Raw genomic sequence first — 25,890 nt, 5'->3', positions numbered from 1 at the left:
CTGGACTGTTTGTTACCCATGGGTAATATACGGGCGATCTTCCGGAGTCAATGCGACAACAGCCGACGCGATGGACGCCCACTCCCCCTCTTCCAGCAACGAGTCGCCATGGCTGCCATTCGAAAGCCGGCGCCGCGCCCGCGACGAGAAGCGCGAGGCAGTGCTGCGCACGGCCGTAGCCCTGTTCCTCGAACAGGGCTATCACCGTGCCACGCTGAACGACGTCGCCAAGCGGCTCAACATCACCAAGCCGGCGCTCTACAACTACTTCCGCGGCAAGGACGAGATCCTGTTCGAGTGCTGGTCGATCGGCAATGAGCTGGTCGACGAATGTATTGCCGAAACTTCGGCGGGCGGCGGCTCAGGGCTCGACAAGCTGCGCAAGCTCACCGTCCGCTATGCCGAGCTGATGACCGCGGACTACGGCAAGAGCCTGGTCCGGTTCGACATCCGCGACCTCAGCGAGGACAATCGCAAGATCGTGCAGACGGCGAAGCGGCGGATCGACCGCGCCTTCCGCGACTATATCGCACAGGGCGTCGCGGACGGTTCGGTGAAACCGTGCGACCCGAAGCTCGCGGCTTTCGCGATTGCCGGCTCGCTGAACTGGATCGGCCACTGGTTCCAGCCGGGCGGCGAGCTGAGCGGACGCGCCGTCGCCGAGGAATTCGCGATCCGCCTCACCGAAGGCATCGCCAAAACAACAACGCAAATGACATCAACGCGCAAGACAACGGCGCACGAGAAGGCGGACAAACCGCTTCGCAGGGGAAACGCATCAAGGGAGGAGACAAGTGAACATCACACACGGACTGCGGCGCGCGCTGCAGGTCAATCCAAACGGGCTCGCAGTCGTCTGCGGTGAGCGGCGGCGCAACTGGCGCGAGGTCGGCGAACGCGTCGCCCGCCTCGCCACCGCGATCCGCGGCCTCGGCGCCCAGGACGGCGATCGCGTCGCGATCCTGTCGTTGAACTCCGACCGCTATCTCGAGCTCTACCTCGCGGTCGGCTGGGCCGGCGCCGTGATCGTGCCGCTCAACATCCGCTGGTCTCCGATCGAAAACGAGGACGCGCTGCGCGACTGCCGCGCAACGATCCTGTTCGTCGACAAGGCGTTCGCGCCGGTCGGCACGGCGCTGGCAGGCGCTATCCCCCGCCTGAAGCTGGTCTATGCCGACGAGGGCGAGACGCCTGCCGGCATGGCGAATTACGAGACGTTGATCGCGCGCAGCGCGCCTGTTCCGGATGCGATGCGCGGCCGCGACGATCTCGCCGGCATCTTCTACACCGGCGGCACCACCGGCCGCTCCAAGGGCGTGATGCTGAGCCACGGCAATCTGATGGCCAACGCGCTCAACGCGCTCGGCGAAGGCTTGTGGCCGAGCAGCACGATCTACCTGCACGCGGCGCCGATGTTCCACCTCGCCAATGGCGCGGCGATGTATTCGGTGCTGCTGTCCGGCGGCTCCAACGTCGTGATCCAGGGCTTTACGCCTGACGGCGTCGCAGCCGCCGTGCAGAAGGAGCGCATCACCGACGTGCTGCTGGTGCCGACCATGATCCAGATGTTCGTCGACCACCCGACGCTCGGCAGTTACGACCTGTCGTCCTTGAAGCGGATCTCCTACGGCGCCTCCGTGATCAGCGACGCCGTGCTGATGCGCGCCATGAAGGCGCTGCCGCATGTCGAGTTCACGCAAGCCTACGGCATGACCGAGCTGTCGCCGATCGCGACCCTGCTGCACTGGAAGGAGCATATCGGCGACGGCCGCGCCAAGGGACGGCACCGCGGCGCCGGCCGCGCCACGCTTGGCGCCGAGGTCAGGATCGTCGATGCGGAGGACAAGGTCGTACCGACGGGCACCGTCGGCGAGATCGCGGTGCGCGGCGACATGGTGATGATGGGCTATTGGGAGCGGCCGGAGGAGACCGCGCGCGCCGTGATCGACGGCTGGATGCACACCGGCGACGGCGGCTACATGGACGAGGACGGCTTTGTCTACGTCGTCGACCGCGTCAAGGACATGATCATCTCCGGCGGCGAGAACGTCTATTCGGCCGAGGTCGAGAACGCGCTCGCCCAGCACGCGGCGGTGGCGCAATGCGCCGTGATCGGGATCCCGAGCGAACGCTGGGGCGAGCAGGTTCACGCCGTCGTGGTGATGAAGAGCGGCGCCGGCGCCACGCCGGAAGAGCTGATGGAGCACTGCAAGGTGCTGATCGCCGGCTACAAATGCCCGCGCAGCGTCGACATCACCTCGACGCCGCTGCCGCTCTCCGGCGCCGGCAAGATCTTAAAGCGCGAGCTCAGAAAGCCGTATTGGGAGAACCGCGAACGGCGGGTGAGCTGAGGGACAGCTCTCAACGTCACCCCCATCATTCCGGGGCGATGCGAAGCATCGAACCCGGAATCTCGAGATTCCGGGTCTGGCGCTAACGCGCCATCCCGGAATGACGATGTCTCATGACGCCATTCGACCGCGAGCGTTGACATCGGAGCACATGGCCGATTGGATCGGTTCGAGATTCAATCCAGCGAGTTCCGATGTCCGCACCCGATACCAATACCGACGGCAAGCCCCGCCGCCTGATGCACCGCCGCTCCGTCGAATGTCTCGGCTATCTCCGTGACGACGGATTGTGGGAAGTCGAGGCGCAGCTGGTCGACACCAAACCCTATGCCCGACAGGACAAGCATCGCGGGCTGCAGCAGCCCGACGATCCCGTGCACGACATCCGCCTGCGGCTCGCGGTCGACGACAGTTTTACGATCCGCGAGACCGGCACCACGATGGCCTCAACGCCCTACCCGTCCTGCCTCGACGTCGAGGGCATCTTGCAGCGCCTGGTCGGCGAACGCATCGGCAAGGGCTGGCGCGAACTGGTCCGTCGCAAGATTGGCAAGCTCGAAACCTGCACCCATCTCGCCGAGCTGCTGGGTCCGGCGGTGACGACGCTGTTCCAGACCGCAACCTCCGGCAAGGACCCGCAGGGCCGCGGCGCGCTCGATCACCAGCGCGATGTCACCGAGCCGCCATTCTTCGTCGGCGGCTGCTATTCATGGCGGCTGGATGGGCCTGTCGTGGCCGAGACCTTTCCGCAGTTCGCGCAGAAGCCTGTCGAGGCGAAGCACAGTTCGTGAGCGGTGCCCCGCCGCTGGCCAAGGCGAGTGCATGGTGCGCCGCTGCTGGAGCTCAAATGCAGCTCCTCGTCGCAGCTCTATCCCATTCACGCAGATGATCGAACGCGGCACTAGCTCTCCGGCACGCCGGCCATGCGCATTCCCTCATAAAAGCGCTTACGCTTGGCGAGCCATACCGGATTGTCGGACAGGAAGACGACATTGACGTCGTATCGACGAATGCTGAAGTTGGGATCGAGTGCCAGTCCGGCTTTGGCACTGGATCGTGCTTCCTCGAGGTCTCCCATCATGGCCAACGCGCCAGCCAAGTGAAAGTGAGCGAGCGCAAAATTGGGATTAGCCTCAATGCTCCGGCGAAGCCAGTCCAGCGCCTCGAGGTCTGCGTTGGTGCAGGACATCAACTTGGCCATCCCGACAACCATGATCCAGAGAAAGGCACGCGTATCGCGAGGGGACAGTCGTAACGCCTCTTGAATATGCCCCTCGACTTCCTCACCACGCCCCAGCGCATGCTTCCCGAGGCCAATGAACCCATGCGCATCGGCCAAATTCCGATCGAGCGCCAGCGCCTGGCGACATTCAGCGATACCCTTTGCAGCGCGGTGCGTCCGAATTTGAACCGCGCCGAGCAACATGTGGGCTCTGGGGTGATTGGGCGCACGCAACAACACGCCATTCAGCGCCTTCTCCGCGGCCCTGAAATATGCCGGTCCGTCATCGGCCATGGAGGAAGAACCGATCGCAAAATCGACCTGAGCCGCGGCAACCGCTGCTTCAATATTGTCGGGATCAAGCGCGAGGGCGCGCATGAAGAAATCCCTTGCTCGCGCCATAACCGCAGGCGCTATTCCTTTGTTCAGGACAGCCCTGCCCTGAAAATAGAGATCCATCGCGTCCGGCTGGGGCAACCGTTCTGCCCGTCGTGCTTCGGCCTTGATAAGCTCGGCGTTCAATGTATTGGCGAGCCGGGATACGATCTCATCCTGCATGTCCAGCAAGTCGGCAGCGGGCTTGTCGAAGCGCTCGGCCCACACATGGGCTCCGGTTTCCGTGTCAGTCAACTGAACGTTCAGGCGAAAGCGGTTGCCGCCGCGTTGCACCGCCCCTTCCAGCGCGTAACGGACATTCAATTCGTGACCGATCTCCCTCACGTCCACCGCCTTTCCCTTGAAGGTGAACGCGGTGCCCCGGCCGATGACGAACGCGCCGGCGATCCGCGACAGGTCGGTAGTCAGACTGTGAGTCACGCCATCGACAAAATATTCCTGCTCCAGATCGCCGCCAATATTTGTGAATGGTAGAACAACAATGGACAGGTGTGGGATCGAAGATGAACCCGCTGGCCTTCCGGCGTTGTCCGGCATCGACGAGGTCGTGACACTGGCAGAAGCCGGGCGGTCGGCCTGCTCGCCATCCACGACCAGCATGTAGCCGCGGCGAGGCAAGGTTCTCAGGGCCAATCGGCCCGCCCCTCCCAAGGCGTGCCTGATGTCGCCGATGGCCTGGACAAGCGAGTCTTCCGTGACCTCGCAGTCCGACCAGACCTCATCCAATATCTCGTCCTTATGCACCAGGCGCCCGACGCGTTGCGCGAGGAGCCGCAGCACCGCCCAGGCTTGAGGACGCAACGGCACGATGTCGCCGCGCCCGTCGAGCAGCAATTCGCGGGCCAGGTCCAAGGTCCGGTCGCCGATCACAATCGAAGGCTGCGATGACTTAAGCAAGAACGCCTCGTTGGGCCATTTCGGAAAATATCGGCAGAATATCGGCGAGGTTTCGGGACCTGGCGGCAATTGTACAGCATCATCTTGCGGCGCGGGATAGCAAAACCGTCCCGAGCAGCGATCCACCAAAAGCGGTCAGCGCCAGGCAGGCCTCCATGATCAGTTCTGTCATCCATACTGCGCTAAGTATTTCAGGTTTCAACCCTTCCCCAGTTGCGGGGACGGACCGGCGATGCGGTCCCGGCGTCACCGACACCGAGATCAGGATCGGCCAATCAATGCCGCGCAGCGCGCCGCTTTCGAGCCTGAGCAGGTTTGCCCGGGAGCGCTGGACCAGCACCAACGAGCAACATGAGGGGGAATGATCGATGGCCTCTGTCCAAGCATCCGCAAGATTGCTGCACCTTATTCAGTCGCAGCGCGTGACCGCGGTCATCTACGTCGCCGCGAAGCTGGGGATCGCCGAGCTCCTGCGCGATGGATCGCGGCCCCTTGGCGAACTCGTCGAGGCGACCGGTGCGAACAAGCAGGCGCTCCGCCGCCTGCTGACCGCGCTTTCGACCATAGGCATTTGCACGGTCGCTGAAGAGCGATACGCATTGACCGAACTGGGGGCTTGCCTTGACGGGGCCGCAACCCAGTCCCTCAAGAACTGGACGATCTTTGAAGGCCAATTTCTGACCGAATCGTGGACCGGGTTGCTGGACTCGATCATGACCGGCAAGACCGCCGCGCAACTGCTTGACCATGAAAACAGCTTTGATCTGATGGCGCGCGATCCGGAGATGGTCAGCATATTTAATGCGGCTATGACGGAGGGGACCCGTCTGGCGATTCCGGATATCCTGGGGGCCTACGACTTCGGTGCGTTCGCTCATCTCATGGATGTCGGCGGCGGCTCCGGCGAACTCGTTGGCGCCATAGCCGGGCAGCATCCGCATATCCGAGGGACTATTTTCGACCTTCCGCGCTGCGCCGAATCCGCGACTGGCCACCTGAGGCGCAGCGGGCTCAGTGATCGCATCGAATTCATGGCCGGCGATTTCTTCCAGACGATTCCATCGATCGCGGATGCCATCGTCATGAAGAACATTATTCACGATTGGAGCGATGAGCGCAGTATGGTCATCCTCGCAAACTGTCGAAGGGCGTTCCCCGGAGGGGGCGTGCTCCTGCTTGTCGAACGGATCATGCCGGAATTCCCGAGCGTAAGCGATGCGCACAGGGAACAGACGCTGACCGATCTGCTCATGCTTCGCGGGCCTGGCGGTCTCGAAAGAACGGAAAAGCAGTACGCTTGGCTGTTTCGCGAATCCGGCTTTACTCACACCGCGACCTATCCGGCCGGGCGTCTCAGCGTCATCGAGGCAAAGGTCACCTGAGCTTTCGAGGTCAGACCATTACTCCCGCGCAATGGAGCAGCGACTGGTTCGAAGGACATCATAGGCAAAAGCATACTTTGGAAGGAACAAGAATGCATCTGCCTGCTGCAAGCAAGTCGTCGTCGCCGATATTGGAGAACCCGGCGTACAAGGCCGTGTTCGCCAAGGTCGACTGGGCCCTTGTACCTTTGCTACTGATCGCCAGCATGGTCGCCTTTCTCGACCGCATCAACATCGGCTTCGCACAGCTTCAGATGAAGCAGACACTACCGTTTGATGATGCAGTCTACGGGCTCGGCGCTGGCATCTTCTTCGTCGGATATTTCCTGTTTGAGGTGCCCAGCAATCTTCTTCTGGAAAGGATCGGCGCGCGCAAGACCCTGTTGCGGATCATGGTGCTCTGGGGATTGGCGGCGACCGCCATGATGTTCGTATCGACGCCGCTCCAGTTCTATGCGGCGAGGTTCTTCCTTGGTGTCTTTGAGGCCGGCTTCGCCCCGGGCGTGCTGCTGTACTTGACGTACTGGTACCCGTCGGTGAGGCGCGGGCAGGTCATCGCGATCCTCGCGTCGGCGCCACCCATTGTGATGTTCATCGCTGGTCCGCTGTGTGGTTCGATCCTGAAGTATTTCGACGGCGTCAGCGGTCTTTACGGCTGGCAATGGCTGTTTCTGATCCAGGGGCTGCCCGCGCCAATCCTCGGCGTTCTCGTGTATTACCTGCTCAAGGACAAACCGTTCCAGGCCGCGTGGCTCTCGAAGGGGGAGAAGGCGCTGCTGGACGATGCTTTACAGCATGACGAAGAGAACATCGTTAAGGCGACCTCGGGGACGTTCCGGCAGCTGCTGCGAGACCCGAAGGTCTACCTGTTGTCGCTGGCCTGTTTTTGTCTGCTGGGCGCCAACTACACGATGGTATTCTGGATGCCGACCCTGATCCATAGCTGGGGAGTAAAGGATCCGCTACTGGTCGGCGTCTATCACGCAGTAGCCAACGCTGCGGGTATCGTCTGCATGATCCTGATCGGTCGTCATTCGGACAAGCGGCATGAGCGCCGCTGGCACTATGCGACCTGCGTCACGATTGCCGCCGGCGGCTTGTTCTTTCTCATGTTACTCCACGGCACTTTTGTTGGTTCGATCCTGGCTCTCTCCTTCGCCGTCATCGGGTTTGTATCAGCGCCGCCGCTCTTCTATGCATTGACCAGTGAGTATCTCTCAGCGGGCGCGGCGGCCGGCGGCCTTGCCCTCGTCACCAGCCTCGGAAATCTCGGTCCGGCGGTAAGCCCGTCGATCACCGGGTTCATCGTGCGGAACACCGGCGACAACATCTATGGCATGTACTTCGTCATGGCGCTGTACTTGCTCTCCGGCGCACTCCTGCTGCTGAGCATGCGGCCCGCAACGAATGAGTTGCTTCCGTCCAGGAGTTGACCCATTCCTGCCAAGATCAAGCCGCCGCAGCGGAATGCTCGACCACGGCCTGCGGCGGGTTGCGGAAGCCGATTGCGATGCGGTTGTAGGTATTCATCAGGCCGATCGCGATGGTCAGGTCGACCAGCTGCTTCTCGTTGAACACCTCGCGGGCCACCTGGTAATCGGCATCCGGGATCGCGGTCTCGGCCACGCGGGTGACGGTTTCGGCCCAGGCCAGCGCGGCGCGCTCCTCGGCGTCGAACAGCGCCTCGGCCTCGCGCCAGACCTGCAGCACCGCAAGCTTCTCGACCTTGACGCCCATCTTCAACAGGCTGCGGGTATGCGAGTCCAGGCAATAGGCGCAGCCGTTGATTTGCGATATCCGCAGATAGACCAGTTCGACGAGCTGCGCGGAAAGCCCGCTTTGCGTGATGTAGCCATAGACGCCGCCGAGCGCCTTGATGCCCGCTGGCGCGACCTTGTTGTAGTCGATCCGCATGCTCATTGCTTGTGTCCTTCCTTGTCGAACACAGTCAGCGCCTTGTCGTTGCTGTCGACGACGAACACCGCAAGCAGCTTCGCCGGTTCGGTCGCGCTGGCGTTGCGCCCGAGCACGTGATGCGCGCCGGGCGGCTCGAAGAAGCTGTCGCCGGCCCGATAGACATGCGCGACCTCGCCTTCCAGCTGGCTCTCGATCGCGCCCTGGAGCACGTAGACATAGAGAAACGCCGATTTGGCGTGATGATGCGGCGCCGACGGCTCGCCGGGCGGAAAGTTGACCTCGACCGCGATCAGCGACTTGCCGGGAATGTTCGTGATCATGTGCTCGAACTTCGGCGTCACCGATTGCGCCATCACCGGGGTCGCAAGCGCCGCGCAGGCCAGCAGCGTCGTCATCAAGGTCTTCATCTCGTGCCTCCATTGCTACCGGATAGATGCGGGCACGCATGGCCAAAAAGAAGCACCAAGAATGAACCGAATTGGTGTACCACGGGCCATGTCCAACCCGCTTCCCATCGCGCTCGACCGGTCGGCCAGGACGCCGCTCTCCGAGCAGATCCGCAAGGCGATCGCGGCGGCGATCGACAACGGCGTGCTGGTGCCGGGCGCCCGGCTGCCATCGTGGCTCGACCTTGCCGCGCAGCTCGGCGTTGCGCGCGGCACCGTGCGGGCGGCCTATGACAAGCTGTCGGACGCCCAGCACATCGTGTCGTCGAAGGCGGGCGGCACCACCGTCGCGAGGCGGCCCAGGAAGGCCGCCAAGCCCGATGCGCCGGTCGCTCACGGATCGGTCGTGGAGATGTTTCGCGATCTGAGCGGTCAGGGACACTTCCGGATGGGCGTCCCCGCGCAGGATAGCCTCCCCGCCAAGCTGCTGGCGCGAATCCGCGCGCGCGCCGTCCGGGCGGAATTGAGCGCGGTGATGCGCTATGTCGATCCACGCGGCGAGCTCGAATTGAGACGCGAGATCGCGGCGCATCTCGCGATCGCGCGCGGGCTCGAATGCTCGCCCGCGCAGATCGTCATCACCTCGGGATTCAGCGGAGGACTCGGCCTCGCGATGCGCGTGCTCGGCCTCGAAGGCCGCCGCGCGTGGATGGAAGACCCGGGATTTCCATTGACGCGAAAGGGCCTCGAGCTCGGCCGGCTGGAGGTCGTCCCGATCCCCGTCGATGCCAACGGCATCGATGTCGAGCACGGTCTCAAGCACGCCCCCGACGCGGCGCTCGCGGTCGTGACCCCGGGCCAGCAGGCGCCGCTCGGCCCGCCGCTGTCGCCGCAACGTCGCGCGCAGCTGCTCGACTGGGCCGCCCAAACCGGAGCCTTCATCATCGAGGACGACTATCTCGGCGAATTGCAGCTCGATGGCCGTGCCGCGCCGGCGCTCGCCTCGCTCGATCGCGCCGGCCGGGTGATCCATCTCGGCTCCTTCAGCAAGACGATCTCGCCGACGCTGCGCCTCGGCTTCCTGGTTGCGCCAGAGCCATTGGCGGCGCAGTTCGCCGATGTCGCGACGTGCCTGGTCCCCGCTCCCGGCCCAGCGGTGCAGCTGTCCACCGCGGAGTTCATGCGCGACGGTCACTACATCCGCCATCTCAGGCGAACCAAGCGGGCCTATTGCGACAACCGCGATGCGCTAACGACGGCGCTAAGGAGCTGGAGCAACGACGTGCGGATTGCCGGCCTCGCCGTCATGCTGACGCTGCCGGACAAGACCGCCGATGTCGAGATCGTCAGGGCACTGCTCGCGCACGGGCTGGCGCCCGCCCCGCTCTCGCCCTGGTATTTCTCACCGAAGCGCGCGCAGCCGGGTCTCTTGCTCGGCATTGCGACGGTGCCGGATCGCGGCGTTGCGGCCGCATGCAAGCGCCTGTTCGAGGCGATCCGCGCCCAAGGTCGCGTCCAAAGTGCGCCGGTCTCGCGCCGGATCAGGAAGCCCGCAGCCCGGTGAGCGTCAGGCTCAACGCCTTGAGCCGCTCGCGCGCCTCGGCGTCATAGGCCTGGGCATGGGCGCGCGCCTCGCGCTTGCCGTCGAAGAACAGCCCGCTCCGGCCTGCCACATCGTCGTCCTGGACCAGACGCAGGATGGCATCACCGCCCTGCTCGACGGTCGAGATCGGCGTCGCGCCGCTGGCGCGCACCATCGTGGTGTTCATGTAGGTCGCGGGGTGAAGCGAGTTGACGGTCACGCCGGAGCCTTCCAGCTCCGCGGCCAGGTCGATGGTGAACATGATCTGCGACAGCTTGCTCTGCGCATAGGCGCGCGCACCGCTGTAGTTCTTCGTGATCATCACGTCGCCGAAATCGATCGGGTGCTGGCCGAGCGACGCGACATTGACGATGCGCGCCGGCGCGCTCGCCTTGAGCCGCGGCAGCAACAGATGCGCGAGCAGGAAGCCGGCGAGATAGTTGACCGCGAAGCGCAGCTCGTGGCCGTCCTTGCTGGTCTGCCGCGCCGGCCCCTCGTTTTGCGAACCGATGCCCGCGTTGCTGACGAACACATCAAGGCGTTCCTGGTCGTCGAGCACCAGCTGGGCGAACTCGCGGACCTCGGCGAGCGAGGACAGATCGGCCTGGTAGAACATCGGCTCGCGGCCGCTGAGGCGCTTGATCTCGTCGGCGAGCGTCTGCGCCCGCTTGGTATCGCGGCCGTGGATCAGGACCCGGGCGCCAGCAGACGCCAGCTTCATCGCGACGTAGCGGCCGACGCCGTCGGTGGAACCGGTGATCAGCACCGTCTTGCCTGCCATATTCATCGAAATTGCCTTTCGATCGTTCGCCCAGCGCTGTCAGCAAAGATAAAGGCGCCGCGCGGACTTTGCCATGGCATGCCACCGCGCTGGCGGCGCCAAAATGGCGTCCAAGATCACCCCCCGGGGGCTCGGGCCTTCTCCGGAACCGCATACGTACATCTTGTCGCGCGGCCGGCGGTCGCGCGGCGCCGCGTCGCGCGTCAAAGAGATCGCGTTCTGATATCCTCGACGTGAACGACAAGTCAGGATCGGTAAAGGACCGGAATGTCCTCGATCATTCCAGACACGATGCTGCGAAAGACTCCCTCTCTGGAGCCGTTCGGCATGCTGCTGTTGTTCGGCGCGCTGACCGCGCTGCCGATCGTCCTGACGCTCCGTCTGGTTGAGCCTGCACTCGTGCTGCCCGTTCTCAGCCTGTTGTTGTTCGTCCAGGCAGCCATTGCTGCGATTGCGGCGCGCGTGATCCACGCGCGCTCAACCGTGGCGAACCTCACGCTGTGGGATTTTGCCGGCGCGTTCACCTTCATGGGGTGCGCAGCGGCGATCCTCGGCGAACCGGATCAGGCGGCGCTGTTCTTCGAGGAAGAAGCAGCAATGCGTCCGGTGTCACGACCGTAATCCCAGGCCGGGCCCCTCTGGCAGCCACAAGCTGCGATGTCGGACTGGAACTCAGTTGGAGTGGCCCTGCTTCGACCCGTGACGCGATAAGTGTCGCGGTGGATTTGCCGTCCGCATGACGGCAAGAGCCGGTTTCGTCGAAAGGGTCCGCTCCCCGACCTCAAGGGGAACATGACCCATGTCCGAACTATTTTCGCCCGAGTTGTTTTCACTCGACGCCCTCAGCGCATTGCTGCAGGTCGTCGTCATCGACCTCGTGCTGGCCGGTGACAACGCCGTCGTGATCGGCCTTGCCGCGGCCGGCCTGCCGGAGAAGCAGCGCGGCAAGGCGATCCTGATCGGCATCGGTGCCGCGACACTGCTGCGCATCCTGTTCGCCCTGGTCACCACGCAATTGATGCAGATCGTCGGCCTGCTGCTGGCCGGCGGCATCCTGCTATTGTGGGTGTGCTGGAAGATGTGGCGCGAGCTGCGCGCCGACGCCCACGAGACCACGGCCGAACACGCCGATGGCGCAAAGGGCCAGCGCAAGACGCTGTGGCAGGCCACCACGCAGATCATCGTTGCCGACGTCTCGATGTCGCTCGACAACGTGCTGGCGGTCGCGGGTGCGGCGCGGGAGCAGCCGATCGTGCTGGTGTTCGGCCTCGCGCTCTCGATCGCGATGATGGGCGCGGCGGCCTCCGTCATCGCGCGGCTGCTGCAGAACCACCGCTGGATCGCCTATGTCGGACTCGCCGTGATCCTCTATGTCGCCATCGACATGACGGTTCGCGGGGCGAACGAGATCGCGAAGGTGGCTCCGGCCTGACACCGAAAGCAAAACGGCGGGCCCTCCGGCCCGCCGCTCTGCAAATCGACAACGCGTGCTGCATCAGTGGATCTCCGCCGAACGCTTCAGCGCGTCCTTGAGCTTCTCGAGCGAAAAATCCTTGCTGCGTGCGATGTCCAGGATCGGGGTCTCGCGCCGGCCGCAGAGTTCCGCGGCCTCGGGCAGCTTCGCCGCAACCTCATAAGGGATCACGATCGCGCCGTGGCTGTCGGCGTGGATCAGATCGTCGGAACGCACGGTCATGCCGGCGACGCGGACCTCGCCGCCGAAGCTCTCCGCATGCACCCAGGCGTGCGACGGGCCGATCGAGCCGGCCAGCGCCTGGAAGCCCGGCGCCCATTGCGGAATGTCGCGGATCGAGCCGTCGGTGATGACGCCGAGGCAACCGAGCGCCTTGTGCACGTTGCTCTGCACCTCGCCCCAGAACGCGCCATAGCCGACGTCCGGGCCGTCGATGTCCTGGATGACAGAGATGCGCGGGCCGAAGCCGGTGCCGACATATTCGTAGTATTCGATGCGGCGCTTCGACTGCTCCTCGGCCGAGAGGCCGGATTTCAGCACCGAGCGGATCGTCGTGGTGCGGGCGTAGCCGACCATCGGCGGCAGCGTCGGGAACGGGCAGACCAGCGGTTTCACGGTGTAGCCGATCAGACGGCGCTCCGGCGCGACGATCTCCATCGCGTTGCAGATCGTCGGCGTATCGTAGCGCGCCAACGCTTCAAGGACGGAAGCAGGAAGCGGGGCGGAAGCGGATGTCGTCACGGCGTTTCTCTCCTGATTTTTGGCGTCAGATCATGATGCGTTTCCAGGGAAACGCATCATGATCTCATTTCTTTGTTTGAGCATGATCTTTTCGGAAAACCGGTCTCCACTTTTCCGGATCATGCTCGAGCGGGCCGTCTCAGCCTATAGCCGAGATCGCAGGCGAACCCAACCGAGGCACGCTCATGGCTGATATTTGCTGGAATGAAACCACTCTATCACCGTCACCCTGAGGTGGCCGCTTCTTCAGCGGCCCTCGAAGGGTCGACGGCCCCAATCTCGGAGCCGGGCCGTACATCCTTCGAGGCTCGCCCGGCGGCGCAATTGCGCCGCAAGGCTCGCACCTCAGGATGACGGTCGACTACCGAGGGCGCACTCAGTGCAGATGCGTCGGACGATCGTCGTGGTCACTCTCCGCGACCGGCGCCGTATAGGGAGCAGCGGCCTGCGCGGCCACCGGCGCGCTTGCAGCCTGCGTCTGCGCTGCAAGCTGGCGCTCCTGGTCGCGGTAGGACTTCCAGCCCCAGGGCAGGCTGATCAGATAGAGCACCGAGCCCGCCGACAGGATGTGCCAGGGATAGCCGATCAGCAGCGCGACGATGAACACCACCGACACGAACACCGGCAGCACCATTTCCGGCGGCACGCGCATCTTCACGGTCTTGCCGGAGAACACCGGCAGCCGCGACACCATCAGGAAGGCGATCAACAGCGTGTAGAACGCCGTCAGCGTCGCCGGCGGCATCGGCACGCCGAGGAAGGCGAGATAGATCGGCAGCAGCACGGTGATCGCACCGGCCGGCGCCGGCACGCCAGTGAAATAGTTGGCGGCAAACGCCGGCTTGTTCGGATCGTCGATCGAGGCATTGAAGCGCGCAAGCCGCAGGCCGCCGGAGATCGCGAACACCATCGCGGCGATCCAGCCGCCATTGTTCAATTCATGCAGCTGCCAGAAATACAGGATCAGGCCCGGCGCGACGCCGAAATTGACGAAGTCGGCGAGGCTGTCGAGTTCGGCGCCGAATTTCGACTGGCCCTTGATCATGCGCGCGACGCGGCCGTCGATGCCGTCGAGGATCGCGGCGAACACGATGGCGGCGACCGCCAGCTCCATCCGCCCTTCCGTCGACAGCCGGATCGCGGTGAGGCCGGCGCAGATCGCCAGCAGCGTGATCATGTTCGGCACCAGCATCCGCACTGGGATCGGGCGGAACCGGCGGCGGCGATACTCGGTGGAATTCGGATCGAATGGCGTCATGGCCTGATGAATATAGCAAGCGCCGCCCGGCTCCGCCATTGCGGCGGGAACCGGCTGATGGGGCTGGCGAAACAGAGTTAATCGGCGCGGTAGGTCCGGCCCGGATCGGCGTTGCGGAAATCCGCCAGAATCGTCTCGCCGGCAACCGCGGTCTGCCCCTCCGAGACCAGCGCCTTGGTGCCCTCGGGCAGATAGACGTCGAGCCGCGAGCCGAAGCGGATCAGGCCGAAGCGCTCGCCGGCGCCGATCGACTGGCCTTCCTTGACGAAGCAGACGATGCGCCGCGCCACGAGGCCCGCGATCTGGACCACGCCGATGCGCCCGTTGGAGGTCGAGATGACGAGCGAATTGCGCTCATTGTCCTCGCTCGCCTTATCGAGCTCGGCATTGATGAAGGCGCCGGGCCGGTAGGCGATGCGGTCGATGCGGCCGACCACCGGGCTGCGGTTCACATGGCAGTTGAACACGCTCATGAACACCGAGACCCGCGGCAGCGGCTTGTCGCCGAGCCCGAGCTCGGCCGGCGGCAGCGCCTGCACCACCATCGAGACGCGGCCGTCGGCCGGCGATACCACGATGCCGTCGCGCAGCGGCGTCACGCGAACCGGATCGCGGAAGAACAGCGCGCACCAGACGGTCAGCAGCGTCCCGATCCAGCCCAGCGGGGTCCAGATCCAGAACAGGATCAGGCTCGCCAGAGCGAAGCCGCCGATAAAGGGATAGCCCTCGGGGTGGATCGACGGGATCTGCGCGCGGATGGAGTTGGCGATCGACATCAGAGCTCGCTTGCGTTTCCCCGCCCCATTTGGCGGGAGAGGCCCTAAATCGACTATTCCGCGGCGGTCGGCAAGGGTTTCTCACCCGCATCAGGGCTGGAATCCTCCGACGTTTCGGTGACCGCCGGCGGCAGCCGATTCGGCGCGGTGCCGTCGTCATCGACCTGGGCGAGCCGTTCGCGGGCCTCCTCGGCCTCGCGTTGCCGGTTCCACATGCTGGCATAGAGGCCGTCGGCGGCCAAAAGCCGCGCGTGGGTGCCGCGCTCGGCGATCCGGCCCTGGTCCAGCACGATGATCTCGTCGGCGCCGACGATGGTCGACAGCCGGTGCGCGATCACCAGCGAGGTGCGATTGCGCGAGACCCGCTCCAGCGCGCCCTGGATCTCATGCTCGGTGTGGCTGTCGAGCGCGGAGGTCGCCTCGTCCAGCACCAGGATCGGCGGCGCCTTCAGCACCGTGCGCGCGATCGCGACGCGCTGCTTCTCGCCGCCGGAGAGTTTCAGGCCGCGCTCGCCGACCTGCGTCTCATAGCCCTGCGGCGACATCCGGATGAAGCCGTCGATCTGCGCAAGGCGCGCCGCCTCCTCCACCTCGTCGTCGCCGGCGTCCCAGCGGCCGTAGCGGATGTTGTAGCGGATGGTGTCGTTGAACAGCACGGTGTCCTGCGGCACCATGCCGATCGCCGAGCGCAGCGAGGCTTGCGTCACGGTCTTGATGTCCTGGCCGTCGATCAGGATGCGGCCGCTCGAGACGTCGTAGAGACGGAACAGCAGCCGCGAGATCGTCGACTTGCCGGCGCCGGAGGGGCCGACGATCGCAACCGTCTTGCCGGCCGGCACCTCGAAGCTCAGGCCCTTGAGGATCGGCCGGTCCGCCTCGTAGGAGAAGCGGACATCCTCGAACCGCACGCTGCCGGACGACACCGCAAGCGGCTCGGCACCCGGAATGTCCTTCACCTCGGGATCGCGCGCCAGCACGTCGAACATCTTCTCGATGTCGATGATCGCCTGCTTGATCTCGCGATAGACCATGCCCATGAAATTCAGCGGCTGGTAGAGCTGGATCATCATCGAATTGATCAGCACGAAATCGCCGACGGTGTGGGTGCCGTTGCGGATGCCGAACGCGCACATCAGCATGGTCGCGGTCAGGCCCGCGGTGAAGATGATCGCCTGCCCGGTGTTGAGCACCGCAAGCGAGGTGTAGGTCTTCACGCTGGCCTGCTCGTAGCGCTCCATCGAACGGTCGTAGCGCCGCGCCTCGCGCTCCTCGGCGCCGAAATATTTCACTGTCTCGTAGTTGAGCAGCGAGTCGATCGCCTTGGTGTTCGCCTCGGTGTCGGAATCGTTCATCCTGCGGCGGATCTCAATCCGCCACTCGGTCGCGATATAGGTGAAGTACATGAACACGACGACCGTGAGCAGCACCGCGAGCACGTAGCGCCAGTCGAACTGCCAGAGCAGCACCGCCGCCAGCAGCGCGACCTCGACGATGGTCGGGATCAGCTGCAGGATCACCATCCGCACGATGGTCTCGATGCCGGAGCGGCCGCGCTCCAGCACGCGGGTCAGGCCGCCGGTCTTGCGCTCGAGATGGAAGCGCAGCGACAGCTCGTGCATGTGCACGAAAGTGATGTAGGCGAGCCGCCGCACCGCATGCATGGCGACGCGGGCGAAGATGCCGTCGCGCCACTGCGTCAGCACCGCCATGATGATGCGCACCGCGCCGTAGCTGATCGTCATCAGCACCGGCGAGGCGATCAGCCAGACCACCCAGTTCGAGGCCGCAACCGGCGCAGAGCCGGTGCCGTTCAGCGCATCGATCGCCCATTTGAAGGTGAACGGCACCGACAGCGTGGCAAGCTTGGCGAACAGCAGCAGCACCACCGACCAGATCACGCGCGTCTTCAAATCGGCGCGATCGCCGGGCCAGATATAGGGCCAGAGATGAACGAGGGTGCCGAGCAGCGTCCCCTTCTCGGCGGCCGGCGACGTGGCCGTGGGCTGTGCGGCGCCGGTCACACTCTGTTGCGGCGGCACCATCAGGCGCCCGCCCGCGCGGTCACGGCGCGGCGGTCCGCTGCCACATCTTTTCCACGGTTTGCCATTGTGCCCGTCATATAGATCGTTTGAACGCGGCGTACAGGCTTATGACGAAAATTGTTCGCGATTCGCGGGAATTTACGGGATTTTTTGGCTCTCCATCCCCATATGGGAGTCTTGACCCTGTTTACGCTGCAGTGCCACAAGGAACGTATGAACCAAATCAAGACTGTCTGTGTTTATTGCGGCTCCGGCCCCGGTAACAATCCCCGTTTCGTTGAAGCTGCCGTCGCACTCGGCAAGAGCTTTGCCGAAAGCAACGTGCGCCTGGTCTATGGCGGCGGCTCGATCGGCCTGATGGGTGCAGTCGCGAAATCGACGCTCGATCATGGCGGCTCCGTCACCGGCATCATTCCCGAATTCCTGCGCGCGCGCGAGAACGCGCTGACCTCGGTTCAGGAGATGATCGTCACGCCCGATATGCATGAGCGCAAGCGCCTGATGTTCGAGCGCTCGGATGCGTTCGTCGCGCTGCCCGGCGGCATCGGCACGCTCGAAGAGCTGGTCGAGCAATTGACCTGGCAGCAGCTCGGCCGTCACCACAAGCCGATCCTGCTCGCCAACATCGACAATTTCTGGGAGCCCCTGCTCTCGCTGCTCAACCACATGCGCATGACCGAGTTCATCCGCCCGACGCTGCCGATCAACGTCCTGATGGCCGATCGCGTCGATGAGATCCTGCCACGGCTGCGTTCGGCGGTGGCACGCATGCCCGAGGCCGCGAAGGAACTCGCGCCCGAAGTGGCGCGGCGGCTGTAACTGTTCGCCGCACTTTCGGCTCCATGACCGTCATGCTGAGGAGGCCGCAGAGCGGCCGTCTCGAAGCACGACGGCCCCGCTGGTGGCCGTCGATCCTTCGAGGCTCGCTTCGCGAGCGCCTCAGGATGACGGGTCTAACCAAGCGTCCGTTTGAAGTCACCCTACTCGCTCGGAAACGTCACGGCCTCGATGCGGTTGCCGTCGGGATCGAGGACGAAGGCCGCATAGTAGCGCACGCGGTCGTGCGGGCGCAGGCCCGGAGGGCCATCGGAGAGGCCGCCGGACGCCAGCGCGGCGACGTGAAAGGCATCGACCTCCGCGGTGGTCTTCGCGCGCAGGCAGATATGGGTGCCGCTCGCATGCGGCACCTGCGCCATCATGGCGCGCAGATTGATCCAGAATTCGGGATAGGCCTTGCCGAAGCCGATCGTCGCCGGCCGCGTGACGAGGCGGCTCAGGCCAAGCGCGGCCAGCGTCGGCTCGTAAAACCGCGCGGCCCGTTCCAGATCGCGGACGCTGACGGAGACGTGGTCGATCATGGATACTCCCTCCCCGTTGTCATTCCGGGATGGTCCGAAGGACCAGACCCGGAATCTCGAGATTCCGGGTTCGCTGCTTCGCATCGCCCCGGAATGACGGCTCAATCACTCACGCCTGCGCGCCTGACTTCACCAGCTTATAGAACACCGAATCCATCAGCGCCTGGAACGAGGCGTCGATGATGTTGGGCGAGACGCCGACCGTGGTCCAGCTCTCGCCGGTCTCGTCCTCGCTTTCGATCAAGACGCGCGTGACCGCCTCGGTGCCGCCATTGAGGATACGCACGCGGTAGTCGATCAGCTTCAGGCCATCAATATATTTCTGGTACTTGCCGAGGTCCTTGCGCAGCGCGACGTCGAGCGCGTTGACCGGGCCGTTGCCTTCGGCGGCCGAGATCAGCCGCTCGCCGTCGACATCGACCTTCACCACCGCGAGCGCCACGGTGACGCGCTGGCCGTTAGCGTTGTAGCGCTGCTCGACATTAACGTCGAACTGCTCGACCTTGAAATATTCCGGCACCTTGCCGAGCGTGCGGCGCGCCAAGAGATCGAACGACGCGTTGGCTGATTCATAGGCGAAGCCCGCGGCCTCGCGCTCCTTCAATTCCTCGACCAGCCGCGTCAGCCGCGGATCGCTCTTGTCATAGGCGATGCCGGCACGGTCGAGCTCGGCCATCACGTTGGAGCGGCCGGCCTGATCGGACACCAGCACCTTGCGGTGGTTGCCGACGGAATCCGGCAGCACGTGCTCATAGGTCTGCGGATCCTTCATGACAGCCGAGGCATGGATGCCGGTCTTGGTGACGAATGCGCTTTCGCCGACATAGGCCGCATGGCGGTTGGGCGCGCGGTTCAGCATGTCGTCGAGCGTGCGCGACACCTTCATCAGCGTCGCCAGCTTCTCCGTGGTGACGCCGATCTCGAACTTGTCGGCAAACTCCTGCTTCAGCTTCAAGGTCGGGATCAGTGAGCAGAGGTTGGCGTTGCCGCAGCGCTCGCCGAGGCCGTTGAGCGTGCCCTGGATCTGCCGCGCGCCGGCCCGCACCGCGGCGAGCGAATTCGCCACCGCCTGCTCGGTGTCGTTATGGGCGTGGATGCCGAGATGGGCGCCGGGCACCTGCTTGATGACTTCGCCGACGATGGTCTCGATCTCATGCGGCATGGTGCCGCCATTGGTGTCGCACAGCACCACCCAGCGGGCGCCGGCCTGATAGGCCGCCTTGGCGCAGGCGAGCGCGTAGTCGCGGTTCTCCTTGTAGCCGTCGAAGAAATGCTCGCAGTCGACCATCACCTCGCGGCCGAGCGCCTTCGCGGCCGCGACGCTATCGCGGATCGAGGCGAGGTTCTCCTCATTCGTGGTCTCGAGCGCGACGCGGACCTGGTAGGCGGAGGATTTCGCGACGAAGCAGATCGCGTCCGCCTTGGCCTCGAGGATGCCGGCAAGCCCGGGATCGTTCGACGCCGAGCGGCCCGGCCGCCGCGTCATGCCGAAGGCGGTGAAGCGTGCGTGGTCGAACGCAGGCTTCTTGCTGAAGAACTCGGTGTCGGTCGGATTGGCGCCGGGATAGCCGCCCTCGACATAGTCGATGCCGAGCGCGTCGAGCATGCCTGATATCACCTGCTTGTCCTGCAAGGTGAAGTCGACGCCGTTGGTCTGCGCGCCATCGCGCAGCGTGGTGTCGAACAGATAGATGCGCTCGCGGCTCACGCGTGGCCTCCCGGGGTCGCTACACCATCGAGCTGCTTCTGCATCGTGGTGTTGGCGAGCCACTCATCGTTGATAGTGACAGAGTTGCGCTGCTGAGCGACGTAGCCGCGCTTGCGGAAGAATTCCAGCGCGGTGTCGCTGGCATCGACCTTCAGGGTCTTGGTGCCGCGGGCACTCGCGATCTTCTCAAGCGCATCGCACAGCGCGCTGCCGACACCCTGCCCGACCGCGCTCGGATGCACATAGAGCATGTCGATGAGATCGGCGCCCTTCAGCGAGGCGAAACCGACCGGGGCGCCCTGCAAGGTCGCGATCAGCGTGAGCTGGCCGGCGAGCTTCTTGCCGAAGGCCGCCTCGTCGTCGGCGGCCATCGCCCAGGCTTCCTGCTGCGCCTCGCTGTAGTCGTCGCCGGTCAGGTCCATGATCGAGGCCGCGAAGATCGCCGCCAGCAGCGGCGCGTCGTCGGGCAGATACGGGCGCAAGGCGGGCGCGGAGCGGCTCATCGCGCGACCTCCCAGGTGGTGATCGGCTTTCCTTCGGCATCCTTTCCGTCCTTGATCGCCACGCCCATCGCGGCGAGCTGATCGCGGATCCGATCCGACTCCTTGAAGTCCTTGCGGGCCCGCGCCGCGGTGCGCTCGGTGATCAGTGCTTCCACCGCGGCGGCATCGACACCGCTCGCCTGCTGCTTGCGGGCCTCCCACGCGGCCGCGCTCTCCGACAGGAAGCCGAGCAGCCGGAGCGAGCCGGCAAACTCCCTGCGGCTCTGTTCGCTGCTCGACGCAGCACCGCGCAGGCCGTGCAGCACGGCCATCGCCTGCGCCGTATTGAGGTCGTCGTAGAGCGCCTCGACCATCGCCGGCGACGGCGCGCCGGGATCGGCGTCGGCCGCGACCGCGTACCAGTCGTCGAGTGTCTTCGCGGCCTCCTCGGTGGCCTTGGCGGTCCAGTCGAGCGGCGAACGATAATGCGTCTTCAGCATGGCAAGCCGCAGCACCTCGCCGGGCCAATCGGCCAACAGATCGCGGATCGTGAAGAAGTTGCCGAGCGACTTCGACATCTTCTCGCTTTCGATCTGCAGGAAACCGTTGTGCATCCAGACATTGGCCATGCGGTCGGAGTGGAACGCGCAGCAGGTCTGGGCGAGCTCGTTCTCATGGTGCGGGAACACCAGGTCGATGCCGCCGCCATGAATGTCGAACTTCTCGCCGAGATGCTTCCAAGCCATTGCCGAGCACTCGATGTGCCAGCCGGGGCGGCCCTCGACCTTGATGCCTGCGGGCGACGGCCATGACGGCTCGCCCGGCTTCGACGGCTTCCACAGCACGAAATCGGTGTTGTCGCGCTTGTAGGGCGCGACATCGACGCGGGCGCCGGCGATCATCTCGTCGAGCGAACGCTTCGACAGCGCGCCGTAACGCGGCAACATCGAATTGGCCGCGTTCATCGCCTGCGGCGAGAACAGCACGTGATCCTCGGCGACATAGGCAAAGCCGCCGGCAACCAGCTTCTCGATGATGGCGCGCATCTCCGGGATGTGCTCGGTCGCGCGCGGCTGCACGGTCGGCGGCAAGCAGCCGAGCGCCGTGACGTCGTCCTGATACTGCTGATAGGTCTGCTCGGTGACCTTGCGGATCGCCTCGTTCAGCGGCACGCCGGGATAATCCCGCGCGGCGCGGACGTTGATCTTGTCGTCGACGTCGGTGACGTTGCGGACATAGGTCACGTGATCGGCGCCATAGCGATGGCGCAGCACGCGAAACAGCACGTCGAAAACGATGGCGGCGCGGCCGTTGCCGATATGGGCGAAGTCGTAGACCGTCGGTCCGCAGGCATACATGCGGACGTTGTCGGCATCGAGCGGCACAAACGGCCGCTTCTCCCGGGTCAGCGTATCGTAGAGGCGCAAATCCATGGAAACCGTTCCCTTGCGGCCGGGCGGTCCAATGCTCTCATGTGTTGAGAAAAGACGGCCTCAGCCAGCGAATCGCTAGCTCATAATCTCGCGGCAAATGCTGCAGATGGCGAGGTGGCCGTTCATGGTTCCACCATGTCTCACGGCCCCATTATTGCGTCAAGGGGCTGTTTTCGGGCGGTTAGCCACCCGCTTCGCACCGAAATCACGTCAACGCCCTCATGGTTAATCATTATTAAGGATTTGGGCGTATCCGGTCGCTTGCGGATTCCCCGCCATTTTCACTGGTGCACCATGCGGCCTGTTTCAGCATTGATTGCCTGCACGCTCTTTGTTGCTCCGTCCTTCCTTGTTTCCTCGGCCGCGCTGGCCGACAGCCGCGTCTTCATCGTCGCCAACCAGGCCGACGGCTACGGCATCGACCAGTGCCTCGCCCGCGGCGATCGCTGCGGTGCCTCCGCCGCCCGCGCCTATTGCCGGTCACGCGATTTTGCGCAGGCCACCAATTACCGCCGCGTCGATCCCGACGAGATCACCGGTGCGGTTCCGCACGCCGCGAATGAAAAATGCAACGGCAACAGCTGTGGTGAATTCGTCGCCATCACCTGCCAGCGCTGAGCCAAGCCGCTGGCCAGACGGGGTTATTGCCACACCGGCGCCCCGGAAACGACGTGACGCTGCCCCGAGAAACGGCTATTGCAGCGGCCTTGCCCGCGCGCTTTGGCGTTGATCGCCGCGCGGCGTCGTTTTAATGGCCGGATATGCCCAATAGCTCCCGTTCTCGCTTCTCCCGCTGGTTTCTGAGTTGCGCCGTGCTGGCCGGCATGTCCCTGCCCGCCATGCATGCCCTGGCGCAAGTGCCGCCCGGCCCGCCCGGTCCGGCTCCGCAAGGCGCGCCACAGCCCAATCCGCAGGCCAATCCGATGTGCGGCCGGCTCGAAGGCCAGCTGGCGGCGATCGACCGCGGCGGCGGCTCCGGCGACCCGGCCAAGGACGAGCAGATCCGCCGCTATCAGGACGCGGCAACCCGCCAGCAGGGCGAGCTCGATCGCGTGACGGCGCAGGCCCGGCGCATGGGCTGCGACAGCTCCGGATTCTTCTCGCTCTTCAACAACAATTCGGCGCAGTGCGGTCCGGTCAACACCCAGATCCAGCAGATGCGCGCCAATCTCGACCAGATCACCGCCAATCTCGAGCGGCTGCGCTCGGGCGGGCTCGGCGGCGCCGACCGCGAGAACCAGCGCCGTTCGGTCCTGACCGCTCTGGCGCAGAATAATTGCGGCCCGCAATATGCCGCGGCCGCGCGTGGCCCCGGCAACTTCCTCGAGAACCTGTTCGGCGGCGGTGGCGGCGGCAATCCCAACAATCCGCTGCCCCCGCCCGATGCGCAGTATGGCGCCCAGTCCGGCACCTTCCGCACCGTCTGCGTCCGCACCTGCGACGGCGCCTATTTCCCGATCTCGTTCGCGACCGTGCAGGCGCGCTTCGCCGCCGACGAGCAGATCTGCAAGGCGCAGTGCCCTGCCGCGGATGCCAGCCTGTTCACCTACCGAAATCCCGGCGAGGACATCAACCAGGCGGTCTCGATCAGCGGCGTGTCCTACTCGTCGCTGCCGAACGCCTTCAAGTACCGCACCGAGTTCAATCCGTCCTGCTCCTGCAAGCCGGCCGGCCAGAGCTGGGCCGAGGCGCTGAAGGCGGTCGACGACAAGGCGTCCGCCGAGCAGCAGGGTGACATCATCGTCACCGAGGAGAGCGCGCGGAAGATGCAGCAGCGCGCCCAGACCAAGGCCGCCGCCGGCAAGAAGGGCGCGCCCGCAGCCGCAGCTCAACAGCAGCCCGCCGCCGCTGACGCCGCGGCACCGGCCGCGCCGGCGAGCGACGGCCAGATCCGCACCGTCGGCCCGACCTTCATTCCCAAGCGGTAAGAAGAGTTCAGCCCTCGAACGCTTCCGCCGACGCGCGCGAGGTGCGCGCCACCAGCGTCTCGTCGGGCGCCGGCAGCGCCTTGCCGAAATCGCGGAAGCGGTTGGTGATGGGATAGCGGCGGTCGCGGCCGAAGTTCTTCCGCGTCACCTTCACCCCCGGCGCCGCCTGCCGCCGCTTGTATTCGGCGATGTTGAGCAGGCGATCGACCCGGGCCACCACGTCGCGGTCGAAGCCGGCTTCGATGATGGTCGCCAGCGGCTCCTCGCGCTCCACCAGCCGCTCGAGGATCGCGTCCAGCACGTCGTAGGGCGGCAGCGAATCCTGGTCGGTCTGGTTCTCGCGCAACTCGGCGGTCGGCGGCCGGATGATGATGTTGACCGGGATCACCTCGCCTGACGGCCCGAGCGCGCCGTCCGGCTTCCAGCCGTTGCGCAGGCTCGACAGGCGAAACACCTCGGTCTTGTAGATGTCCTTGATCGGATTGAAGCCGCCGTTCATGTCGCCGTACAGCGTGGCGTAGCCGACCGACATCTCCGACTTGTTGCCGGTGGTCACCACCATGGCGCCGGTCTTGTTGGAGATCGCCATCAACAGCGTGCCGCGGGCGCGCGCCTGCAAATTCTCCTCGGTGATGTCGCGCTCCAGCTCCTTAAACACCGGCGCCAGAATCGTCTCGAAGCCGTTCACGGCATCGGCGATCGGCAGGATCTCGTAGCGGATGCCGAGCGCCGCGGCGAGCTTGGCGGCATCGTCGAGCGACACCTGCGCGGTGTAGCGGAACGGCAGCATCACGCCGCGCACCTTGTCGGCGCCGAGCGCATCGACCGCGATCGCCGCGCACAGCGCCGAGTCGATGCCGCCGGAGACGCCGAGCAGCACGCCGGGAAAACCGTTCTTGCGGACATAGTCGCGCAGACCGAGCACGCAGGCCGCGTAATCGGCCTTGTCGCCCTCGAGCTGCGCCGTGATCGGCCCGTTGCAGCGCCAGCCGTCGGCGGTCTTGCGCCAGGTCAGCGTCGTGATGTTCTCCTCGAACGCCGGAAGCTGCGCCGCGACGGAAAGATCGGCATTCAGCGCGAACGAGGCGCCGTCGAAGATCAGCTCGTCCTGGCCGCCGACCTCGTTGAGATAGACCAGCGGCAGCCCGCTCTCGGTGACGCGCGCCACGACGATCGACAGCCTGAGGTCGGCCTTGTCGCGGGCATAGGGCGAGCCGTTCGGCACCACGAGAATCTCGGCGCCGGTCTCGGCGAGACATTCGACGACGTTCTCGTATTCTTCGGACTCCTCGAGCCAGATGTCCTCGCAGATCGGCACGCCGATACGCACGCCGCGCACCGTCACCGGGCCCGGCGCCGGGCCGCGCGCGAACAGCCGCTTCTCGTCGAACACGCCGTAATTCGGCAGATTGGCCTTGAAGCGCAGCGCGGCGATGCGGCCGCCGTCGAGCAGCGCGCAGGCATTGTAGAGCTTGCCGTCCTCGACCCACGGCGTGCCGATCAGCATCGCTGGGCCACCATCCCTGGTCTCGCGCGCCAGTTCCTCGATCGCGGCGCGGCAGGCCGACTGGAACGCCGGCTTGAGCACCAGATCCTCCGGCGGGTAGCCGGCGATGAACAGTTCCGACAGCACCACGAGGTCGGCGCCGTCGGCCTTGGCTTTCTCGCGCGCGGCGCGCGCCCTCGCGGCGTTGCCGGTGACGTCACCGACCGTCGGATTGAGTTGCGCCAGGGTAATCTTGATCTGTTGTTCGCTCATACGCTTAAGTTGTCCTG

General features: G+C 65.0%; 25 protein-coding genes. 11 read left to right on the top strand and 14 right to left on the bottom strand.

Features of this window, described 5'->3' with window-relative positions; genetic code table 11:
• Positions 1 to 70 precede the first annotated feature (70 nt).
• The 3 genes from ACVIHF_RS10500 to ACVIHF_RS10490 all read left to right on the top strand — a co-directional run bounded on the left by ACVIHF_RS10500 (position 71) and on the right by ACVIHF_RS10490 (position 3,142).
• Entirely contained in the window at positions 71 to 865 is a 795-nt protein-coding gene (locus ACVIHF_RS10500; protein ID WP_456792017.1) for a TetR/AcrR family transcriptional regulator, read from the top strand.
• Positions 795 to 2,351: an acyl-CoA synthetase gene (locus ACVIHF_RS10495; protein WP_456792016.1), complete on the top strand. Its 1,557-nt coding sequence runs from the start codon at positions 795 to 797 to the stop codon at positions 2,349 to 2,351. Before ACVIHF_RS10500 ends, ACVIHF_RS10495 begins: the two co-directional genes overlap by 71 nt.
• Positions 2,352 to 2,545: 194 nt before the next feature.
• Entirely contained in the window at positions 2,546 to 3,142 is a 597-nt protein-coding gene (locus ACVIHF_RS10490; protein ID WP_456792015.1) for a DUF2889 domain-containing protein, read from the top strand.
• Positions 3,143 to 3,252: 110 nt separating this feature from the next.
• Here the strand turns inward: ACVIHF_RS10490 and ACVIHF_RS10485 are convergent, their stop codons facing one another.
• Positions 3,253 to 4,866, bottom strand: coding sequence for a winged helix-turn-helix domain-containing tetratricopeptide repeat protein (locus ACVIHF_RS10485; RefSeq protein ID WP_456792014.1), 1,614 nt, complete (start codon positions 4,864 to 4,866; stop codon positions 3,253 to 3,255).
• Positions 4,867 to 4,945: 79 nt separating this feature from the next.
• Positions 4,946 to 5,209 (bottom strand): hypothetical protein, encoded by a 264-nt coding sequence (locus tag ACVIHF_RS10480; protein ID WP_456792013.1) that lies wholly within the window; start codon positions 5,207 to 5,209, stop codon positions 4,946 to 4,948.
• A gap of 25 nt (positions 5,210 to 5,234) precedes the next feature.
• On the opposite strand from ACVIHF_RS10480, the gene ACVIHF_RS10475 reads away from it, so the two are divergent.
• Positions 5,235 to 6,248 (top strand): methyltransferase, encoded by a 1,014-nt coding sequence (locus tag ACVIHF_RS10475; RefSeq protein WP_456792011.1) that lies wholly within the window; start codon positions 5,235 to 5,237, stop codon positions 6,246 to 6,248.
• A gap of 92 nt (positions 6,249 to 6,340) precedes the next feature.
• Entirely contained in the window at positions 6,341 to 7,681 is a 1,341-nt protein-coding gene (locus tag ACVIHF_RS10470) for an MFS transporter (protein WP_456792010.1), read from the top strand.
• 16 nt (positions 7,682 to 7,697) lie between these two features.
• Here the strand turns inward: ACVIHF_RS10470 and ACVIHF_RS10465 are convergent, their stop codons facing one another.
• Both ACVIHF_RS10465 and ACVIHF_RS10460 read right to left on the bottom strand, forming a co-directional pair.
• On the bottom strand, positions 7,698 to 8,168 hold the full coding sequence (locus ACVIHF_RS10465; RefSeq protein WP_092085596.1) for a carboxymuconolactone decarboxylase family protein: 471 nt from the start codon (positions 8,166 to 8,168) through the stop codon (positions 7,698 to 7,700).
• On the bottom strand, positions 8,165 to 8,572 hold the full coding sequence (locus ACVIHF_RS10460; protein WP_253609167.1) for a cupin domain-containing protein: 408 nt from the start codon (positions 8,570 to 8,572) through the stop codon (positions 8,165 to 8,167). Before ACVIHF_RS10460 ends, ACVIHF_RS10465 begins: the two co-directional genes overlap by 4 nt.
• A gap of 88 nt (positions 8,573 to 8,660) precedes the next feature.
• Between ACVIHF_RS10460 and pdxR the strand changes: the two genes are divergently transcribed.
• Positions 8,661 to 10,115, top strand: coding sequence for a MocR-like pyridoxine biosynthesis transcription factor PdxR (gene pdxR, locus ACVIHF_RS10455; RefSeq protein ID WP_456792009.1), 1,455 nt, complete (start codon positions 8,661 to 8,663; stop codon positions 10,113 to 10,115).
• Here the strand turns inward: pdxR and ACVIHF_RS10450 are convergent.
• The gene (locus ACVIHF_RS10450) at positions 10,093 to 10,920 is read right to left on the bottom strand and encodes an SDR family NAD(P)-dependent oxidoreductase (protein ID WP_456792008.1); all 828 of its coding nucleotides are present in this window, start codon (positions 10,918 to 10,920) and stop codon (positions 10,093 to 10,095) included. The genes pdxR and ACVIHF_RS10450 overlap by 23 nt on opposite strands.
• 261 nt (positions 10,921 to 11,181) lie before the next feature.
• Here ACVIHF_RS10450 and ACVIHF_RS10445 point away from each other — a divergent pair, with 261 nt between their 5' ends.
• Together ACVIHF_RS10445 and ACVIHF_RS10440 are read left to right on the top strand one after the other, a co-directional pair.
• Positions 11,182 to 11,535, top strand: coding sequence for a hypothetical protein (locus ACVIHF_RS10445; RefSeq protein WP_082653787.1), 354 nt, complete (start codon positions 11,182 to 11,184; stop codon positions 11,533 to 11,535).
• Between the two features lie 178 nt (positions 11,536 to 11,713).
• Positions 11,714 to 12,346: a TerC family protein gene (locus ACVIHF_RS10440; protein WP_141340549.1), complete on the top strand. Its 633-nt coding sequence runs from the start codon at positions 11,714 to 11,716 to the stop codon at positions 12,344 to 12,346.
• Between the two features lie 63 nt (positions 12,347 to 12,409).
• On the opposite strand, the gene ACVIHF_RS10435 is transcribed toward ACVIHF_RS10440, so the two are convergent.
• The 4 genes from ACVIHF_RS10435 to ACVIHF_RS10420 all read right to left on the bottom strand — a co-directional run bounded on the left by ACVIHF_RS10435 (position 12,410) and on the right by ACVIHF_RS10420 (position 17,205).
• The gene (locus tag ACVIHF_RS10435) at positions 12,410 to 13,129 is read right to left on the bottom strand and encodes an RraA family protein (protein ID WP_028344569.1); all 720 of its coding nucleotides are present in this window, start codon (positions 13,127 to 13,129) and stop codon (positions 12,410 to 12,412) included.
• A gap of 376 nt (positions 13,130 to 13,505) precedes the next feature.
• On the bottom strand, positions 13,506 to 14,387 hold the full coding sequence (pssA, locus tag ACVIHF_RS10430) for a CDP-diacylglycerol--serine O-phosphatidyltransferase (protein ID WP_253587153.1): 882 nt from the start codon (positions 14,385 to 14,387) through the stop codon (positions 13,506 to 13,508).
• Positions 14,388 to 14,464: 77 nt separating this feature from the next.
• Positions 14,465 to 15,163 carry a phosphatidylserine decarboxylase gene (locus ACVIHF_RS10425; protein ID WP_456792007.1) on the bottom strand — a complete coding sequence of 233 codons (699 nt, stop codon included), beginning with the start codon at positions 15,161 to 15,163 and terminating at the stop codon, positions 14,465 to 14,467.
• 53 nt (positions 15,164 to 15,216) lie between these two features.
• Entirely contained in the window at positions 15,217 to 17,205 is a 1,989-nt protein-coding gene (locus ACVIHF_RS10420) for an ABCB family ABC transporter ATP-binding protein/permease (protein ID WP_456792005.1), read from the bottom strand.
• Positions 17,206 to 17,418: 213 nt separating this feature from the next.
• On the opposite strand from ACVIHF_RS10420, the gene ACVIHF_RS10415 reads away from it, so the two are divergent.
• Positions 17,419 to 18,024: an LOG family protein gene (locus tag ACVIHF_RS10415; RefSeq protein WP_092085612.1), complete on the top strand. Its 606-nt coding sequence runs from the start codon at positions 17,419 to 17,421 to the stop codon at positions 18,022 to 18,024.
• A gap of 161 nt (positions 18,025 to 18,185) precedes the next feature.
• On the opposite strand, the gene ACVIHF_RS10410 is transcribed toward ACVIHF_RS10415, so the two are convergent.
• The 4 genes from ACVIHF_RS10410 to cysS form a co-directional block, all read right to left on the bottom strand.
• On the bottom strand, positions 18,186 to 18,563 hold the full coding sequence (locus ACVIHF_RS10410) for a VOC family protein (protein WP_456792004.1): 378 nt from the start codon (positions 18,561 to 18,563) through the stop codon (positions 18,186 to 18,188).
• Positions 18,564 to 18,672: 109 nt separating this feature from the next.
• Positions 18,673 to 20,271 carry a citramalate synthase gene (cimA, locus tag ACVIHF_RS10405; protein WP_310880398.1) on the bottom strand — a complete coding sequence of 533 codons (1,599 nt, stop codon included), beginning with the start codon at positions 20,269 to 20,271 and terminating at the stop codon, positions 18,673 to 18,675.
• Positions 20,268 to 20,774, bottom strand: a complete 507-nt coding sequence (locus ACVIHF_RS10400; RefSeq protein WP_141340545.1) for a GNAT family N-acetyltransferase — start codon at positions 20,772 to 20,774, stop codon at positions 20,268 to 20,270. The genes cimA and ACVIHF_RS10400 overlap by 4 nt, the downstream gene beginning before the upstream one ends.
• Positions 20,771 to 22,186, bottom strand: a complete 1,416-nt coding sequence (gene cysS / locus ACVIHF_RS10395; RefSeq protein WP_057017267.1) for a cysteine--tRNA ligase — start codon at positions 22,184 to 22,186, stop codon at positions 20,771 to 20,773. Before cysS ends, ACVIHF_RS10400 begins: the two co-directional genes overlap by 4 nt.
• 294 nt (positions 22,187 to 22,480) lie before the next feature.
• Here cysS and ACVIHF_RS10390 point away from each other — a divergent pair, with 294 nt between their 5' ends.
• Positions 22,481 to 22,804 (top strand): hypothetical protein, encoded by a 324-nt coding sequence (locus tag ACVIHF_RS10390; protein WP_057017266.1) that lies wholly within the window; start codon positions 22,481 to 22,483, stop codon positions 22,802 to 22,804.
• Positions 22,805 to 22,947: 143 nt separating this feature from the next.
• Positions 22,948 to 24,114 (top strand): DUF2865 domain-containing protein, encoded by a 1,167-nt coding sequence (locus ACVIHF_RS10385; RefSeq protein ID WP_375167093.1) that lies wholly within the window; start codon positions 22,948 to 22,950, stop codon positions 24,112 to 24,114.
• A gap of 7 nt (positions 24,115 to 24,121) precedes the next feature.
• Here ACVIHF_RS10385 and ACVIHF_RS10380 read toward each other — a convergent pair whose 3' ends face one another.
• Positions 24,122 to 25,873, bottom strand: a complete 1,752-nt coding sequence (locus tag ACVIHF_RS10380; protein WP_456792003.1) for an NAD+ synthase — start codon at positions 25,871 to 25,873, stop codon at positions 24,122 to 24,124.
• Positions 25,874 to 25,890 lie beyond the last annotated feature (17 nt).

It is taken from the genome of Bradyrhizobium sp. USDA 4506, assembly GCF_054058795.1.
This window is presented reverse-complemented; position numbering and strand designations above follow the sequence as displayed.

What these genes read in the sequence shown, in the direction of transcription:
- ACVIHF_RS10475 (WP_456792011.1), top strand. Translation starts at nt 5,235, where the DNA reads ATGGCCTCTGTCCAAGCATCCGCAAGATTGCTGCACCTTATTCAGTCG.
- cysS (WP_057017267.1), bottom strand. Translation starts at nt 22,186, where the DNA reads ATGGATTTGCGCCTCTACGATACGCTGACCCGGGAGAAGCGGCCGTTT.
- pssA (WP_253587153.1), bottom strand. Translation starts at nt 14,387, where the DNA reads ATGACGCCATTCGATCCGAATTCCACCGAGTATCGCCGCCGCCGGTTC.
- ACVIHF_RS10385 (WP_375167093.1), top strand. Translation starts at nt 22,948, where the DNA reads ATGCCCAATAGCTCCCGTTCTCGCTTCTCCCGCTGGTTTCTGAGTTGC.
- ACVIHF_RS10470 (WP_456792010.1), top strand. Translation starts at nt 6,341, where the DNA reads ATGCATCTGCCTGCTGCAAGCAAGTCGTCGTCGCCGATATTGGAGAAC.
- pdxR (WP_456792009.1), top strand. Translation starts at nt 8,661, where the DNA reads ATGTCCAACCCGCTTCCCATCGCGCTCGACCGGTCGGCCAGGACGCCG.
- ACVIHF_RS10450 (WP_456792008.1), bottom strand. Translation starts at nt 10,920, where the DNA reads ATGAATATGGCAGGCAAGACGGTGCTGATCACCGGTTCCACCGACGGC.
- ACVIHF_RS10445 (WP_082653787.1), top strand. Translation starts at nt 11,182, where the DNA reads ATGTCCTCGATCATTCCAGACACGATGCTGCGAAAGACTCCCTCTCTG.
- ACVIHF_RS10380 (WP_456792003.1), bottom strand. Translation starts at nt 25,873, where the DNA reads ATGAGCGAACAACAGATCAAGATTACCCTGGCGCAACTCAATCCGACG.
- ACVIHF_RS10390 (WP_057017266.1), top strand. Translation starts at nt 22,481, where the DNA reads ATGCGGCCTGTTTCAGCATTGATTGCCTGCACGCTCTTTGTTGCTCCG.
- ACVIHF_RS10400 (WP_141340545.1), bottom strand. Translation starts at nt 20,774, where the DNA reads ATGAGCCGCTCCGCGCCCGCCTTGCGCCCGTATCTGCCCGACGACGCG.
- ACVIHF_RS10440 (WP_141340549.1), top strand. Translation starts at nt 11,714, where the DNA reads ATGTCCGAACTATTTTCGCCCGAGTTGTTTTCACTCGACGCCCTCAGC.
- ACVIHF_RS10500 (WP_456792017.1), top strand. Translation starts at nt 71, where the DNA reads ATGGACGCCCACTCCCCCTCTTCCAGCAACGAGTCGCCATGGCTGCCA.
- ACVIHF_RS10410 (WP_456792004.1), bottom strand. Translation starts at nt 18,563, where the DNA reads ATGATCGACCACGTCTCCGTCAGCGTCCGCGATCTGGAACGGGCCGCG.
- ACVIHF_RS10460 (WP_253609167.1), bottom strand. Translation starts at nt 8,572, where the DNA reads ATGAAGACCTTGATGACGACGCTGCTGGCCTGCGCGGCGCTTGCGACC.
- ACVIHF_RS10415 (WP_092085612.1), top strand. Translation starts at nt 17,419, where the DNA reads ATGAACCAAATCAAGACTGTCTGTGTTTATTGCGGCTCCGGCCCCGGT.
- ACVIHF_RS10420 (WP_456792005.1), bottom strand. Translation starts at nt 17,205, where the DNA reads ATGGTGCCGCCGCAACAGAGTGTGACCGGCGCCGCACAGCCCACGGCC.
- ACVIHF_RS10465 (WP_092085596.1), bottom strand. Translation starts at nt 8,168, where the DNA reads ATGAGCATGCGGATCGACTACAACAAGGTCGCGCCAGCGGGCATCAAG.
- ACVIHF_RS10490 (WP_456792015.1), top strand. Translation starts at nt 2,546, where the DNA reads ATGTCCGCACCCGATACCAATACCGACGGCAAGCCCCGCCGCCTGATG.
- ACVIHF_RS10425 (WP_456792007.1), bottom strand. Translation starts at nt 15,163, where the DNA reads ATGTCGATCGCCAACTCCATCCGCGCGCAGATCCCGTCGATCCACCCC.